The sequence below is a fragment of the Paenibacillus sp. QJM3NY_38 genome, from assembly GCF_056173265.1.
The window spans coordinates 6,053,088-6,069,173 of record NZ_CM149665.1 but is presented as its reverse complement, the minus strand read 5'-3'; the positions used below and the strand labels follow the sequence as shown (position 1 = coordinate 6,069,173).

The window sequence follows — 16,086 nt, the reverse complement described above, 5'->3', positions numbered from 1 at the left end:
TTGGCGATCTGAGGGGGCTTTAGGTCCGGGAGACAGCAGGATGTTCCCGGGAGCTTAGAGTCAACAAGAGTGGTACCGCGATAGGATAGCCTGTCGTCTCTTGATTAAGAGATGGCAGGCTTTTTTGCATGCTTGGACAGCTAAATACGAATCAATCTGATAAAGAGCTTCACTTCCAATCCGCAGATAAAAGCGGAATCTCCGGATATAGTGATCCGAAGGATATGATAGTCAGCATAACAACATATCGAATAAACGCAATGAACGGGAGCAGTAAAAGGGAGCCGTCTACAGAGAGCTGCGAGTTTGGTGTAACGCAGCGGCAGCAACCTTCGAATCTCGCCCGGGAGCGGAAGAGGGGAACAGCAGCAAGCATCGGTTGATGGAGTTAGTCAGCCCAACGACCCTGAATGCAGCTGTACTCTCTTACGGAGTTTCCTCCGTCATCAGGACGTCCATTCTCTTCATGACCGGCCGGTATGAGGAGATGGACATGAGTGGACGTGTATATGTCGCGGAAGAACAGCTGCGAACTTAGGCGCGTCAATTAGAGTGGTACCACGGAGGGTCTAAGCCCGTCGTCTCTTATATGAAGAGATGGCGGGCTTTTTTGCTGCCGGCAGCAGCAGGGTGGGATGCGGACGCAAGTCGACGTGCGGACGTAAAGCGAACATATGGAACAGATTAAACAATGTTCCCGTAGGAAATCGGGTTATACCAATACCAAGGAGGAGTATGCAAAATGAGTGAATCCATGAGAACCATCCAAATATTCGATACAACGTTGCGGGACGGGGAACAGGCCCCGGGAGCAAGCCTGCAGCCAGAACAGAAAATTGCGCTGGCCGGAAAGCTGGCTGAGCTGGGCGTTGATGTGATGGAACCCGGATTTCCGGTGTCCAGTCCCGGGGAGTTTGCCGCTGTGCAGGCCATCTCGAGACAGCTGCAGCAGGTCGAGATATGCGGATTCGCGCGGGCCGTTAAAGGGGATATTGATGCTGCCGTCAAGGCCACCCAGGATGCGGCCAGAAGGCGAATCCATCTGTTTATTTCGTCTTCCGACATCCATCTTCGCCACCAGCTGCGCATGAGTCGTCCGGATGTAGTGGCAAGGGCACGTGAGATGACAGCTTATGCGAAGCAGTTCAGCGACGTGGTGGAATTTACGGCGATGGATGCCTCGCGTACCGGTATTGACGACTTGATTGAGATGGTGGAGGCCGTCATTGAAGAGGGTGCAACGATAATCAATCTGCCCGATACGGTGGGATATGCGCTTCCGAATGAATACGGCGAGATGTTCCGACGTGTGCGGGAAGGCGCTCGTGGCGGAAAGACGGTCGCCTATAGCGCCCACTGCCACAATGATCTTGGTTTGGCTGTGGCCAACAGCCTGGCCGCGATTGAGAATGGCGCCAGCCAAATCGAGGTTACCGTGAATGGGGTAGGCGAGCGTACAGGCAACTGCGCACTGGAGGAGCTGGTCATGGCTCTATCTACCCGGGGTGACATGCTGCGGGCAGAGACGGGCATTACGGCCGAGAAGCTGTATGAAGTATCTCGTCTCGTTAGTGGCGCGATGCATTTTCCGATCGCTTTTAATAAACCTGTAGTCGGCAGGAACGCCTTCCAGCATGAGTCCGGCATCCACCAGGACGGTCTGCTGAAGGATCGAAGCACCTACGAGATTATGGATCCGGAGAAGCTGGGGATTCCGCGGAGCATGATTGTGCTGGGCAAGCATTCCGGTCGTCATGCGCTGAAGGATCGTCTTGCCCGGTACGGTGTTCAGCTTGATGGAGACGAGATGGAGTCCTTGTACGATACCTTCAAGGAGACGGCTGATCGTCAGAAGGTGGTCAGCGATGATCAGCTGCTGCAAATGGTGAGCAGTACTTTGGGCAAACCAGCCCAAGTATATGAGCTAGCCGAGGCACAGGTCATCTCGGGAACGGGCAGCAGCCGGGTCGCGGCCGTCACGCTGCGTCATCTGAGCGAGCAAACGGAAGCCACCTACTCCAGCGTGGCGCAAGGTCCGGTGCAAGCCGTTATCTCGGCAATCAGCCAAGGAATTAGCAGCGATATCCGCTTTGGAGATCTGGAGCTCCACTCGTTAAGCAGCGGCGAAGACGCGCATGCCGAAGCGGCGGTCACGGTTGAGAAGGCGGGCAAGATCTTCCGAGGAACGGCTGTGCATCAGGATATCGTTATGGCGGCGGGCCTGGCATACGTTGCTGCATGCAACTCGGCGTTGATGTCGGTCTAGACGAAAAGCTCAATAGGGAACCTTAGCGTCTAACGCTTCTATGATTGATGGCATAAGCGACCTTCCGAACCGGATGGAGGAGGGTCGCTTTTTCATAATCAAGCTCGATAAAACTTGCCGATAACAATAGATAAGTCTATATAGAAGTCCAATATATAAGACATATAACCCTGTCAAGTTGTGAACAACGTTATCCACATATTCGCCAAAAAATGTGCATAAGCGAGAAAAATGTCGATAAATCGGTCTTTTGCAAGACGCTGAAAAGAGGGGACAGGATTTTCAAATTTTCCGGTGGAAACTGTGGATAATGTGAATAACTTAGTGGATAAAGCTGGATATAGGACCAGGAGTGCGCGTATAACAACAAAAAAATGGCCGTTTCGGCCATTTTCATGGTAAACTTATGCACCATTCTTGGGGATAAGTTTGTGTATAAATGCAAAACTCCATTTGAAACACTTTTGTGAACTTTTTTTTAATCTTCCAGCAATGACTCCCATTCGGCAAAAATTTGCTCAAGCTGACTCTTTTTCTCCTCTAACGACTGCTGGCGTTCTTGGAGTGCCATATAATCCTGATAGATCTCCGGCAGGGTCATCTCGGCCTCTAACTCGGTTATGTCCGATTCCAAAGCATGGATTTGCTCTTCCAGACTTGCGAGCTTGCGCTGACGGTTCCGTTCCTCCCGTTTGGCTTGTTTCTCGGCTTCAAAGGAAACGGCTCCCTGTTTCTCGATGGCAGTTTCGGCTTTTCCTTCCTGTTTCAGGGTGTGACGAGCAAACGGCTCGGAAGGTTCGTCATTCATATCGAGAATTTCCTGCTTTTTCTCCGTATAGTCGTCATAATTACCCAGGAAATGTTGAATGCCGTCCGGATGAAGCTCGATGATGCGCTCGGCCATTTTGTTAAGGAAGTAACGGTCATGGGATATGAACAATAAAGTGCCTTCGTAATCCATGAGTGCTGATTCAAGAACCTCTTTTGCAAATAAGTCCAGATGGTTTGTCGGCTCATCCAAGATGAGCATGTTGGCTTCCAGGAGCATCAGCTTGGCAAGCGATACGCGTGCCTTTTCCCCGCCGCTTAAGGAACTGATCTTCTTGAGCACATCTTCGCCGCTGAAGAGGAAGTTGCCCAGAACGGTGCGGATGCGGGCTTCCTCCATATGCGGATAGGTGCCCCATAGCTCTTCCAGAACCGTATTGCTTGGATTCAGCTCGGATTGCTCTTGATCGTAATAGCCGATCTTGACTTTTGTACCCCATTGCAGCGATCCGGCTGTTGGCTTCATAGTACCGATCAGGCATTTCAGGAGCGTCGATTTGCCCACCCCGTTGGGTCCGATTAAAGCTACGGTTTCCCCGCGGCTGAGATCAAAGGAAACCTGACGGAACAATGGCTTGTCCTGCTCGAACGCAAGCGCCAGATCCCGCACATGAAGCACATCCTTACCTGACATATACTCGGCTTCAAAAGAAAAGTGTGCTTTCTTCAGATCTCCCAGCGGTTTGTCCAGCCGTTCCATTTTATCCAGCGCTTTGCGACGGCTCTGTGCGCGCTTGGTCGTAGAGGCCCGGACCAGATTCCGCTGAATGAAGGTTTCCATCCGGGAAATCTCATCCTGCTGCTTCTCGTATTGCTTTAGTTGGGATTCGTATTCCGCTGCCTTCAGCTCAATATACCGGCTGTAGTTGCCCGTATATTTTTTGGAATGACGGCGTTCGATCTCAACGATAGTCGTTACAAGACGATCCAGGAAATAGCGGTCGTGGGAAACGACCAGCAATGAACCGGAATAGCCGCGCAGATAATCCTCCAGCCAGGTGAGGGTCGCGATATCCAGATGGTTCGTCGGTTCATCCAGCATGAGCAGATCAGGTGCCTGCAGCAATATTTTTGCAAGGGCCAGCCTTGTCTTCTGCCCGCCGCTTAATGTGGCAATGGAGGTGTCCGGCGAAAAACTGCCAAATCCCATGCCGTGAAGGACGCTGCGGATACGTGTTTCGATCTCATAACCGCCCTGATCCTTGAACCAGTCCGAACGGATCGCATAACGATCCAGAAGCTCCTGATATTTCTTCGGATCCTCGCTCAACTTCGGGTCGGCAATTTGTTCCTCCATCTGACGCAGCTCGCGCTCCATCTCCAAAAGGGGAGCGAAGACATCCAGCATCTCGTTCCATATCGACGAATCGGACTGAAGCCCGCTGTTCTGGGCAAGATAACCAACGGTGGTTTCCTTTGCCTTGAAGATTTGTCCGCCATCATAAGACATCTCGCCTGCCAAAATTTTGAGCAGGGTCGATTTCCCGGCTCCATTGACTCCGACAAGACCGATTCTTTCGCGTTCAAGCACCTGCAGATTGATCCCGTCAAGGACGGGCGTAACTCCGTATAATTTCGTAATGCCATTGGCTTGCAGCAGCATGTTATGTGAAACCTCCATCATTCTATATGTTTGTACCATTAATTCTTCATTATAAGAAAAACGTTTACCGACGTACATTCTCAGAAGACAGACCGCGTATAGCGGAAGTTTTTCTTGCGAGATAAGGAGGTAGCCTCTGATGTATAAACAATCTTATCTCTTAAGAAAAACGTTTACCGACGTACATTCCTAGTAGATAGACCGCATATAGCGGAAGTTTTTCTTGCGAGATAAGGAAGGTAGCTACTGATGTATATACATTCTTATCTCTTAAGAAAAACGTTTCCCGACGTACATTCTCAGAAGACAGACCGCGTATAGCGGAAGTTTTTCTTGCGAGATAAGGAGGGTAGCCTCTGATGTATAAACAATCTTATCTCTTAAGAAAAACGTTTCCCGACGTACATTCTCAGAAGACAGACCGCTTATAGGGAAAGTTTTTCTTGCGAGATAAGGAGGGTGCTTCTGATGTAAATACATTCTTATCTCTTAAGAAAAACGTTTCCCGACGTACATTCCTAGTAGATAGACCGCATATAGCGGAAGTTTTTCTTGCGAGATAAGGAAGGTAGCTACTGATGTATATACATTCTTATCTCTTAAGAAAAACGTTTACCGACGTACATTCTCAGAAGACAGACCGCTTATAGGGGAAGTTTTTCTTGCGAGATAAGGAGGGTGCTTCTGATGTAAATACATTCTTATCTCTTAAGAAAAACGTTTACCGACGTACATTCTCAGTGTGGTCATGCCTTGAAGTGTATACGTTCTGATATCTTAAAGTAAGTGTACATGAAAATGGCCGAACAATCGACCATGATTGGCGACTTCCGGCATTCTTGGCTAAAGGAAGGAACAGTGGTAAACTAAAATTAATTATAAGCGTGAGAGGAAAGATCACGTGTTGAACCCTGAGGAAGAATTGAAGCGGGTATCCGCAAAGAAAGCCCTGCGCAAAGTGATGACATTACGCAGGGATGAGTTATCCGGGCAAGAGCGTTCGAAGCGTTCGAAGCAAGCCTGCAAGTTTGCTTCAGAGGTCATGAATCGGTTTCAATTTCAGAGCATGATGGTTTATGTCCCCTTTCGCTCCGAACTGGATTCCCGGCCGCTGGTTGAATGGGCGTGGAAGCAGGGGATTCAGGTTATCGTTCCCCGAAGTCTGCCCCAAGACCGTTCGATGGAATTGTATAAGCTTCAGGCATGGAATGAGCTGATTCCCGGAGCTTACGGTATTCCAGAGCCAGATCCGTTGCGGTCGCAGAAATGGAATCATCCCGGACCTGATATCATCTGGGTGCCCGGGCTTGCGTTTGACAGGAATGGCGGAAGACTTGGATACGGAGGCGGTTATTATGACCGGCTCTCGGACAGGCTTATTCAGGGAGCACAAGACAACGCTCAGATCGGTGAACCTTTGTGGATGGGAATTGGCTACGAGGTTCAAGTCTTGGAGCATGTCCCTATGGAAGAACATGATCGGGTATTGGACGGTTTGGTTACGGAACTAGGACATTCGGAAACAGCCAGACCTGCAGCGGAGGGATAAGAGATGGAATTGAGTCATTTTAACGGCCAAGGCAGAGCACGCATGGTGGATGTCAGTGATAAAGATGTAACCGCCCGGACAGCGGTAGCGAAGACTACGGTTCGTATGCACCCGGATACGCTGATTCGCATCCAGGAAGGGAAGATCGGCAAGGGAGATGTGCTTGCCGTAGCGCAGGTTGCGGCTATCATGGCTGCCAAAAACACGTCAAACTGGATTCCCATGTGTCATCCGCTGCCGTTGACCGGCGTGAATGTGGAGTTCAGCGATAATGCTAGAGATGAGTTATATATAGAAACGACTGTGAAGACCACAGGCAAAACCGGTGTTGAAATGGAAGCTTTGACAGCAGCTTCCGCCGCTGCGCTGACGGTCTATGACATGTGCAAAGCCTTGCAAAAAGACATGGTCATCGGCCCGACCTACCTGGTAAGCAAAACCGGAGGGAAGAGCGGGGATTACATACAAGAAACAACATAGGATTGCATAGAGATAGGAGATTCGGACGAGTGGGAAGGAGAGAGGGCAGATGGTGTGGAAAACGGCGATCCTGACGGCGAGCGACAAAGGTTCGCGGGGGGAACGCGAGGATACGAGCGCTCAAGTGATCCGGGAATTGGTGGAGGAAGAGCTGAGCGGAGAAATTATTGAATATCGGATCGTACCGGACGAGCCGGATGAAATTATTGCGGCATTGATCGAACTTACGGATTATTATCAAGTGGACCTTGTCCTCACGACTGGTGGAACAGAGCTGGCGGTCCGGGATGTTACGCCAGAGGCGACCAAGCGGGTCATCGAACGCGAAGTGCCGGGCATTGCGGAAGCGATGCGCGCTACCGTCATGCAGAAGAATCGGAGCGCGATGCTGTTTCGGGGCGTATGCGGCGTCCGCGGCCGTACCTTGATTGTCAATCTCCCGGGTTCGCCCAAAGGTGTGCACGAGAATTTGGCGGCGGTTATGGATCAGCTTCCGGAGGCACTGCTAATGGTAACGGGCCAGTATCGGGAGCAGCTCTAAGGGACATCTTATTAGATAATTATGTAAATAATCTGTCACGTTTCTAGACTGTATATGTGATTTACATTATGGTATGATGGCGGTATATGAGCTTGTTTCAACTGCTGTAGTCGGATTATGGTCATTAGTTAACACCTGTTGTAGTGCAAGGCATGACGGATTTAGATCATCCTGAAGTCCTTTTAAAGGCATTGAGCAGGACGAGGAGGAGAATAGATATGAGTGGAATTGGAGTGCCGGGTATTATTTTGCTCGTTATTTTGGCGCTGCTCTTGTTCGGACCGAACAAGCTTCCTGAACTTGGACGTGCGGTCGGAAGAACATTCCGTGAGTTTAAGGACGGTGCGCGGGAGATTATTGCTGACGATGCACCGGCGAAGAAGAAAGAAGAGGCTCCCCAACAAGCCGTTGTCGCTGAGCCAACCAAGGTTGAAGACAAGCGTCTTCCGGAATAGAAATAAAGCAAGGCTTGAAGTCCCTTCCTTCGGGAGGGATTTTGTTTTGTCAGGGTCACATACAGGGTGGTGGTTAACTTGTCGGAGCAAGTGAAAGATATGGCGCTTGTTGAGCATTTGGGCGAGCTCCGCAAACGAATTATTATTGTGCTCGTGGTATTCGTAGCGGGTTTGATCGGCGGGCTTTTTGTTGCGGACCCGATCTATCATTATTTGACGGCGGCTGAAGAAGCCAAGAACTTTGAACTGCACGCCTTCTCCTTCTGGGATGGTATCGGGATCTATATGAAAATCGCTGCCATTTTCTCGCTTGTCATTTCCGTTCCGCTGATCTTCTATCAGCTGTGGGCGTTCGTCAAGCCGGGACTTCGCAAAGAAGAGCAGAAAGCGGCCATTCGTTATGTACCTTATGCGTTTCTTCTGTTCATTGTAGGGATCACGTTCGGATATTACGTCGTGTTTCCGATGACGCTGTCATTCACGACAACGATTACCCAGAGCATGGGGCTTCAGGAAACCTACGGAATTACCAATTACTTGAATTTTATGTTCAATCTCGTATTGCCGCTGGCCTTGCTGTTTGAACTGCCACTTGTGGTGATGTTCTTAACGAAAATTCGCATTCTGAATCCGCTGCGGCTTCGAAAAATGCGCAAACTCGCGTATTTCGCGCTCGTATTCATCGCGGTTGTCATTACGCCGCCGGACTTCATATCGGATTTCCTGGTCACGATTCCACTGCTGCTGCTGTACGAATTCAGCGTGTTTCTGTCCTCCGTGATCTACCGCAAGCAGTTAGAGGCGGATATGGAACGGGACAGCCGGTACATACGGGTAGATGAAGAGGATGGACAGTGACGTTTTTTTTGCAAAATAGGATCGTATAGAATAAGAACAACCCGCATGAACCCACTCCACGGGAGTATGGTTTGCGGGTTGTTTTTTGGTTCAAGGATAGAATGGTTAGTAATCAATTTCATAAGTGCATTCGCCCAGGTCTCAAAGGGATCTATTCATATCGTCCTAACTTTCCTCTTGAGCATATCTCGCCAGCGCCATCGCTGCGGTTTCCTGCATTCTGGCCTGCAGCGTGCTACCTTTCACGACTTTCACCCGCAGTCCGAGAAAGCGAATACGGGAGAGCAGAAAGTCGCACTCATCCTTCAAATAGCAGACTTTAATGCGGTAGGTGTCGGAATCTTCATCATAATGGACGGTCTTGTCAAAACAGGAGAAAGCGTACAGGATCCGTGACAATTCCCCATTGTATCGCCGATGGATTTCAATAAGGGCTTGCTTCTCGCGATTCTCCATCAGATTCTGCAGCCGTTCCTTGATGCGATCGATTCGAAAAGGCGGAAGTGATGTCCCTTGGATATATAGAATATGATCGAGCTTTGTGTACATGAGTCCTCTTCGGCTTTTGCTGTACCAGATCAGCATCCATTCCCGTTTGATCATGGAATACTCTAATTTGAACGGGAAACCGGACTGATTGCTGCGCGTTTCTCCGAGCTTCGTTCGATAGCTTAAGCGAAAGCCCTGATCCTGCATGATCATTCTTCGCAAGATGCGAAGATGCGGGTGATATACACTTCGTTCCTGTCTCTTGGCCTTCTCCAGGATAATCTCCTTCATCTCGGCACCGCTATGCTCCATGTGGAGGATTTCTTCGAGACGCTTTAAGGTTTCAGGCGTAAAGGCGTTAGCTGCCTCAGGGTGCACCAGCATCATTTTGAGCCATCCCCGTTCTTGAGCGGTTATGGCAATCGAGTCGGTTTCCTCAAGCCGCGTCATAATCTGATAATTAAAAATTTTCTCGAATGGATTCTGGCTCATAATAAGCGGCAATCTCCTTCCATTCCTTGATGAACTCCATGCGAAGGGAGCGGGGCTTGAGCACCTCGCAGCTGGAGCCGAAGCTCCGGAGCCAGGGCTTGATTTCGCTGGTGCCGTTCACTTCGATTTCATATAGGAATGAATCGTCGGATTCTATCGTAACGGTCCCCCATTGCCCTTGCGCCTTAACCCGGTTCAGCACGAAATTCACTTTGCTGTCCGCCGGGTTAAAAAATCTGGCCACGACCTTGGTGGGATTACGGGTATCGGTAACCCAACTATTCTCGAATTCGGCCAGCACCTCCTCCAGGCGCTGCTGGAAGACTTCTTCCTCAACCACATCGCCTTCTTCGATCTGAGTCAATCCCTCCATACGAAACTTCATGAGACCTTGTCTGCCGTTATAACCGATCAGATACCAACGGCCGTATTGATGGTCATATATCACGCGCAGCGGCAGCACCGTTTCCCGAAGCCCTTTGGACTCCCTGTGGAACAGCGGATTCGTATTTTGGGAAGCATAGCGTGAAGTGCTTTTGGGTGATAAGTACAGGAAACGGATTCTTGCTCTTTTGGTAATGGCTTGAAAAATGGTATGCAGATGCGCTTCGTCCAATATGCGTGAAGGATAATGATATTTATAAATATAAGCAGCGGTTGAGTGCGCAGCGATATCACGCTTCCGCAAAGCCCGCTTTAAGTTATCCCTGAGCATATAACCCTGCACGGACGGGAGCTGCGTATTCGACATGACGTCCACATAGTCGTAGAGATCAAGCAGCTCGTCATCCGACAACGAATCGATCAAATCACGGGCGCCCCTGTATCGGTAAGGCCGGTCTGTGCCTGTCTTCACGATGACTCCGACTTCCTCCAGGTATCTGAGATCTCCGCGGATCGTCTTCTCATCCGGCAGAGACTCCCCGTCAGGCAAGTGATCGCCGCATAGGTCGATTAGTTCTTTGGCGGTTAACTGCTGATGCTGCAGCTGGGTGAGGATCGTGGACAGCCTCAAGCTTTCCGATGCCTTAAGCGACTTGCCGCGGAACAACAGCAGCAGGAGCGGATCTGCGGTTTCATAGTATGAATAGCGCAGGCCTTCGGAGAGGGTGAGACTTTGTTCTTCCGAGAGCTGCGGCTGAAGCGATTCAATCCTATTTTTTAAATTTCGAAGCGTTTTGTCATAGGTATGTACCGAAATACCGAGTCGATCGGCCAGTTGTTGCCGGTTGTATGCTCCTCCGGCCAGCGCCAGAATGCGAAGGAACTGGATTTCTTTATCGAAGCTTTCCCGAGCCATGGCGCCCTCCTTCAAGTCATATATTAGATCGTACGTGATGCTGTCTGTAACTATTGTAGCAAGGAAAGGGAACTGCATAAAGGATGGAAATTATAACATCTTTTTGTTATCGCCATACTTTCGCCCTGTTGAAATTGGAACGTGTGGAGGACAATAAGGTTATCGGAAATCAGACGGCAGCTACAGAAGGAGAGATACCAGATATGAATATATCGCAGGAAATGAATTCGACGATTCAGCAAGAACTTGAGCGAATTGAGCGGGAGGAAGGCGTCCTTATCCTGTATGCCTGCGAATCAGGCAGCAGGGCCTGGGGTTTTCCGTCGACAGACAGCGATTATGACGTAAGGTTTATCTATATCAGACCCGTGGAGTGGTATTTATCGATCTTCGACAAGCGAGATGTGATTGAGCGGCCGATCAGTGACAGGCTGGATATGAGCGGTTGGGATTTGAAAAAAGCGCTGGGGCTTTTTCGCAAGTCGAATCCGCCCCTGCTCGAATGGCTGGAGTCCCCCATCAAGTATAAGGAGACGCTTGGCATCGCCCAGCAAATCCGCAGCATATCTCCGCTTGCGTTCTCGCCTAAATCTTGCATGCACCACTACCTGAACATGGCTAAAGGCAATTACCGGATGTATTTGCAAGGGGGAGACGTTAAGATCAAAAAATATTTCTATGTCCTGCGTCCGATCCTGGCATGCGGCTGGATTCAAACCTACAACGAGATGCCTCCCATGGAATTCGAGCTGCTTACGAATCGCCTATTAGATCAGGGAAGTGCGCTGAAACAGGAGATTGATCAATTGCTTCTCCGCAAACGTTCAGGTGAAGAGATGAATGTTGAACCGAGGCTTCCTAACATACATGCATTCATTGAAGAGAAATTGAACGAATATGAGCTGCTAGCCAAGGATAAGAAGCATCAAGATACGGATCTGGATCAAAGGCTGGATGCTTTGTTTCGGAATGCGCTGGTTGAAGCATGGGGAACCGGCGGACCGCAGTCATTCACGGTTTGACGAAAGGAGAGAGTCATTTTGGCAATTATACAGGTTACATCAACGAATCCGCAGTTTTCGTTTCTCATGAAGAAGAACCCGAACTCCGGCATGCAGCTTCGGAGCGTGAGGCAAGGAACGGCATACGGATGGTATTCCGAGTCAGCTGCGTTTAACGTCTACTTCAAGGATGCGGATAACGAGATATCCTTCAAACAGCACCAAGGGGAGAGCTTCGAGTATTTGAACGTGTCCCGTTATAACACACCTTTGTTTCCGCTGGCTGCCATTAATGAGTTTTTTGCAGCTCCCTTCAAAAAGCACGATGAACGGGACACGGAGGGACACGAGCATGTTTTTTACATCAATCTCATTCATATAGAGAAGACGCGTTATATTGAATTTTTCCAAAAACATCTTGAGGAATACTTGTTCTCGCTTCGGCACGAGGCCCATAAAAGCTATGCCCTCACCATAACCACCGGGAAGAGCCTGTACCATCTGCTGCATACGGTCAATGTGCTATGCCTGTTCCTGGCAATGTTCGGGAGCGAGTATCTCGATACCTCGGATAAAGTGCTTGAAAAGCACATGCGCAGTCTGAATGTCATCGATGCCCCCTATTACATACGAAGTCTGTTCGTGCGCAATTTTCTGAATAATCGGGATCGATTCAAGCAGTTCAAGCAGGAGCTTGAGTTTACGCCTAGATACAGCATCAATTTTGCATATGGAAACACGGCTATGCAGCGCAGAAGTTACATCGCTCAAATGCTGCCATTCAACAAGCCGATATTGGATATCGGCTGCGGTGAAGGCTTTTACGCCCTTTCTTTTGCCGGGAAAATAGAGGAAACCTATTATGCGGTAGATATTAATGAAGCTTTGCTGGAAGTGGTAGAGCGTAAAGCGGAAGCGAAGGGGCTGGACAATCTGGTGACCTTTCCGTCGATCGCTCACTTTCTTGAGGGGTATGACAATGAGTCCGTAGACGTTATTTTGACCGAAGTGATCGAGCATATGCCGGAAGCGGAAGCGGCGGACCTCATCCGTCAAGTCGTGCAGGAGATCCGGTTCGAGAAGCTGATCCTTACGACGCCCAATGCCGATTTCAACCCGTATTATGAGCTCGATGGTTTCAGGCATGATGATCATAAGTGGGAAATGGGGCAGGAGAAGTTTAGATCGTGGTGTGACGAAATCCTGCAGAATCTGGGCGTTCAATATGAGTATGTGATGATCGGTGACAGTGTGGACGGCATGCATACAACGCAGGGAATGATTGTTACGAGGAAGGGGGAGTAAGGCTATGGAATTGCATACCAAAATGCACACGATTTTTATGCTGGTCGGTCCGACGGAGTGCGGAAAAACGACGTTTGCGAAGGAAATCCTGATTCCATCCTTGCAGTGGGAATACCCCGAGCGCAACTACAGGAGCAATGTCCAGTACCTATCATCGGACGCCATTCGTCAGGAGCTGCTCGGTTATGATTATGATAAATACGATCAGGTGATGCTGGAGGCGAGCTCGCATGCGTTTCAGTTATTATTTGAGCGGCTTAGATTGACAACTTCTTTTCCGATTCAGGCTGACTTTGTTGTAGTGGATACAACGGCATTGGCCGATGATTTCCGGAGCAAGGTTCTTGAAATCGCGCATGAGAACAACTACCGTGTGGAAGCCATTCTGTTTGATTACCGGAAACGGGAGGATTATTACGCCTCCGATCGCTCCAAGAAGCTGATATCCACGCATATTAGCCGCTTGAAAAAGGAGGTGCTCCCCGTCCTCGCACGGGAAGGATACGATGCCATTCATAAAGTGCGTACGAAGGATTTCCTTGACAAGGAGGGGTTGGCGAAACCCGCTTACGAAGTGATTGTGGACAATAAAGAGGAGTATCTGTCCTCGATTCTGACCCAGGATATGGAATACATTGTGATCGGAGACGTGCACGAGCGTGTAGACGCGCTTCAGGGGCTTTTGAGGAGTTATGGTTACGGGACGATCGACGGAAAGTTATCCGTTCCGGAGAAACTGCGAAACACCCGGATCATTCTGGCCGGGGATTGGATCGACAAAGGGAAGCAAACCCGGGCCATGATCGATTTCCTCTACGACAATATGGAGCATTTCCTTTTCGTTATGGGGAATCATGAGAACTTCGTTTATAAGTACCTGAAGGGAGAGATCAAGGGGGCCGAGCCGGAGCTGCTTCGTTCCTACTTTGATTCTACGGAAACGTTAGGCCAAGATGAAGCGCTGCGCCAGCGCTTCGATGAACTTGTAGGCCGGGCTAAGCCATTTTATCGATATGTGGGTCAGCACGGACCTTCCTATTACGTAACCCATGCTCCTTGCCGGAATAAATATGTCGGCAAACTCGACTCGAATTCCCTGCGCCATCAGCGTTCCTTCCGTCTGGATCGGAGCAACCCGGAAGTCACGACAGAGCAGCAGCTTCTATTCTTAAGCGAAGAAGCGGTCAGCAATCATCCTTACCATGTGTTCGGTCATGTCGCCGCGGTGAGACCGTTTCGGATCAAGAACAAAATTCATATCGATACGGGAAGCGTGCACGGGCATATGCTGACGGCCGTTCAAATCGGCCAAAAACCGGTCTATCGCAGCTTTAAGTCGCCGTTTAGGGAACAAGATCCTGCGTTCCTTCATGAACAATTACCGGATTTGTTTGCCAGATCAGAGCGCAGCAGCATCGATCTCCGGGATTTAGACCGCGAAGCCCAGCGAAGATTGTTGTATTGCGCGGAGCATAAAATCAATTTTATTTCCGGAACGATGTCGCCGGCGGATAAGGATTTGGCTACTGGAGAACTGGAGTCCCTTGCAAGAGGACTCGATTATTACAAGGACCAAGGGATTGAACATGTGGTGCTCCAGCCTAAATACATGGGCTCCAGATGCAGCATCTATCTGTTCCGGGACCTGGAGCGCTGTTATGCCGCCAGCCGTAACGGTTACCGAATCAGCGGGATTGATTTATCTTCGGTGTACGAACGGCTGCTGGAGAGATTCTCGCCTCATATGCAGACCGAAGGCATCGAGATGATGCTTTTGGATGGGGAGCTGCTGCCATGGAAGGCACTCGGGAAAGGCCTGATCGACAGGCAGTTTCAACCGATTGCGGCTGCGCTTGAGTCGGAAACAAGGTTTCTGAAAGAGACGGGTTTTGAAGAGGCTTACGCTCAGCTGCTCACAGCCTATGACGCAAGCGGCTTTGAGCATGAACAGTTTCGACTATCCAAATCCGCGCTTATAGAGAAGCACGGCTCGAGCAGCTATCAATCGTATAAATATATACGGGATGTTCGGAAAGCTTATGTGCCGCTCGAGAAGCATGAGGAAGCTTATCGCATGTACAAGAAGCAGCTCGAACTTTATGCGGGGGACGCGGAATTGGACTACAAGCCGTTCGCCATTCTGAAACAAATTCGGGATACCGGAGAAGAAGTCACGCCTGATATCAATACCTCGGCCATGTTCCGTTTCCTGAATGACGACAAGATTCTGGTTCTGGATTTGCGCGAGCGGGAGAGCTATGAACAGGCGGAGGCGTTCTTCTCCACGTTGACGACCCGGAACCGAATGGAAGGCGTTGTGATCAAACCGGAAGAGGAGCGGGAGAACGCTGCCCCTTACCTGAAGGTGCGAAATCCCGAATACCTCTCGATCATTTACGGTTACGATTACCGGTTTCCGCACAAATACGCGAAGCTGTTGAAACAAAAAAACACACACAAGAAGCTCCGCACTTCGATCGCCGAGCATCAGCTTGGAAAGCGCCTGCTTGGGGTAAAGTATGACGAGATTTCCCCGAGCCACGGGGATTACCAAGAGGTTGCGATGCAGCTGCTGTTCGAGATGGAGAAAGAAAAAGAAATCGACCCTAGGCTTTAATCCGAAGGGGATGGATATTTCGCTGAACGTTAAACAGTCTGAAAGAGGGACCCTTCCCAAGGGAAGGCCCTGATTTCGGGCTGTTTTATTTTCGTAGAATGATGACTGGATCAATAGTTCCAGCCGTACAGCGTCCCTTAAGACTCAGGCATATTTTGGCTGGTCATGGATACAATGGAGAAGGGGGTTTGGGGACAACCCCTCCCTAAGTCCGGATTGCAAAAAAATGATCAAAAAATCATGCAAAGGACTTGAAATTTTAAGACAACTTGAGTATCATAAAGTTGGTTGTTAGCACTGAG

Annotated in this window: 12 protein-coding genes and 1 other annotated feature; of the genes, 9 read left to right on the top strand and 3 right to left on the bottom strand. The window is 49.7% G+C overall.

Annotated elements, in window-relative coordinates:
- The first annotated feature begins 251 nt into the window (after positions 1 to 251).
- Positions 252 to 589: a binding site (T-box leader), on the top strand.
- Between the two features lie 153 nt (positions 590 to 742).
- Positions 743 to 2,266: a 2-isopropylmalate synthase gene (locus AC0VZ8_RS28075; RefSeq protein WP_071222516.1), complete on the top strand. Its 1,524-nt coding sequence runs from the start codon at positions 743 to 745 to the stop codon at positions 2,264 to 2,266.
- Between the two features lie 478 nt (positions 2,267 to 2,744).
- Here the strand turns inward: AC0VZ8_RS28075 and AC0VZ8_RS28070 are convergent, their stop codons facing one another.
- Positions 2,745 to 4,697: an ABC-F family ATP-binding cassette domain-containing protein gene (locus AC0VZ8_RS28070; RefSeq protein ID WP_071222518.1), complete on the bottom strand. Its 1,953-nt coding sequence runs from the start codon at positions 4,695 to 4,697 to the stop codon at positions 2,745 to 2,747.
- A 901-nt stretch (positions 4,698 to 5,598) separates the two neighbouring features.
- On the opposite strand from AC0VZ8_RS28070, the gene AC0VZ8_RS28065 reads away from it, so the two are divergent.
- The 5 genes from AC0VZ8_RS28065 to tatC all read left to right on the top strand — a co-directional run bounded on the left by AC0VZ8_RS28065 (position 5,599) and on the right by tatC (position 8,580).
- Entirely contained in the window at positions 5,599 to 6,246 is a 648-nt protein-coding gene (locus AC0VZ8_RS28065; RefSeq protein ID WP_475485138.1) for a 5-formyltetrahydrofolate cyclo-ligase, read from the top strand.
- A gap of 3 nt (positions 6,247 to 6,249) precedes the next feature.
- Complete coding sequence (gene moaC, locus AC0VZ8_RS28060) at positions 6,250 to 6,726, top strand: cyclic pyranopterin monophosphate synthase MoaC (RefSeq protein WP_071222520.1); 477 nt, start codon at positions 6,250 to 6,252, stop codon at positions 6,724 to 6,726.
- Between the two features lie 49 nt (positions 6,727 to 6,775).
- Positions 6,776 to 7,267 carry a MogA/MoaB family molybdenum cofactor biosynthesis protein gene (locus tag AC0VZ8_RS28055; RefSeq protein ID WP_071222524.1) on the top strand — a complete coding sequence of 164 codons (492 nt, stop codon included), beginning with the start codon at positions 6,776 to 6,778 and terminating at the stop codon, positions 7,265 to 7,267.
- A gap of 218 nt (positions 7,268 to 7,485) precedes the next feature.
- The gene (locus AC0VZ8_RS28050) at positions 7,486 to 7,722 is read left to right on the top strand and encodes a twin-arginine translocase TatA/TatE family subunit (RefSeq protein WP_071222526.1); all 237 of its coding nucleotides are present in this window, start codon (positions 7,486 to 7,488) and stop codon (positions 7,720 to 7,722) included.
- A 78-nt stretch (positions 7,723 to 7,800) separates the two neighbouring features.
- A complete protein-coding gene (gene tatC / locus AC0VZ8_RS28045; RefSeq protein ID WP_071222528.1) occupies positions 7,801 to 8,580 on the top strand; it encodes a twin-arginine translocase subunit TatC in 780 nt (259 codons plus the stop codon).
- 165 nt (positions 8,581 to 8,745) lie between these two features.
- Here tatC and AC0VZ8_RS28040 read toward each other — a convergent pair whose 3' ends face one another.
- Both AC0VZ8_RS28040 and AC0VZ8_RS28035 read right to left on the bottom strand, forming a co-directional pair.
- Entirely contained in the window at positions 8,746 to 9,561 is an 816-nt protein-coding gene (locus tag AC0VZ8_RS28040; RefSeq protein WP_475485137.1) for a WYL domain-containing protein, read from the bottom strand.
- Complete coding sequence (locus tag AC0VZ8_RS28035; RefSeq protein WP_475485136.1) at positions 9,530 to 10,861, bottom strand: helix-turn-helix transcriptional regulator; 1,332 nt, start codon at positions 10,859 to 10,861, stop codon at positions 9,530 to 9,532. The genes AC0VZ8_RS28040 and AC0VZ8_RS28035 overlap by 32 nt, the downstream gene beginning before the upstream one ends.
- Positions 10,862 to 11,064: 203 nt before the next feature.
- On the opposite strand from AC0VZ8_RS28035, the gene AC0VZ8_RS28030 reads away from it, so the two are divergent.
- The 3 genes from AC0VZ8_RS28030 to AC0VZ8_RS28020 are packed head-to-tail and all read left to right on the top strand — an operon-like array spanning position 11,065 to position 15,784.
- Complete coding sequence (locus AC0VZ8_RS28030) at positions 11,065 to 11,883, top strand: nucleotidyltransferase domain-containing protein (protein ID WP_475485135.1); 819 nt, start codon at positions 11,065 to 11,067, stop codon at positions 11,881 to 11,883.
- A gap of 18 nt (positions 11,884 to 11,901) precedes the next feature.
- Complete coding sequence (locus AC0VZ8_RS28025) at positions 11,902 to 13,167, top strand: methyltransferase domain-containing protein (protein WP_475485134.1); 1,266 nt, start codon at positions 11,902 to 11,904, stop codon at positions 13,165 to 13,167.
- A gap of 4 nt (positions 13,168 to 13,171) precedes the next feature.
- Positions 13,172 to 15,784: a metallophosphoesterase gene (locus AC0VZ8_RS28020; protein WP_475485133.1), complete on the top strand. Its 2,613-nt coding sequence runs from the start codon at positions 13,172 to 13,174 to the stop codon at positions 15,782 to 15,784.
- The last annotated feature ends 302 nt before the right edge of the window (positions 15,785 to 16,086 follow it).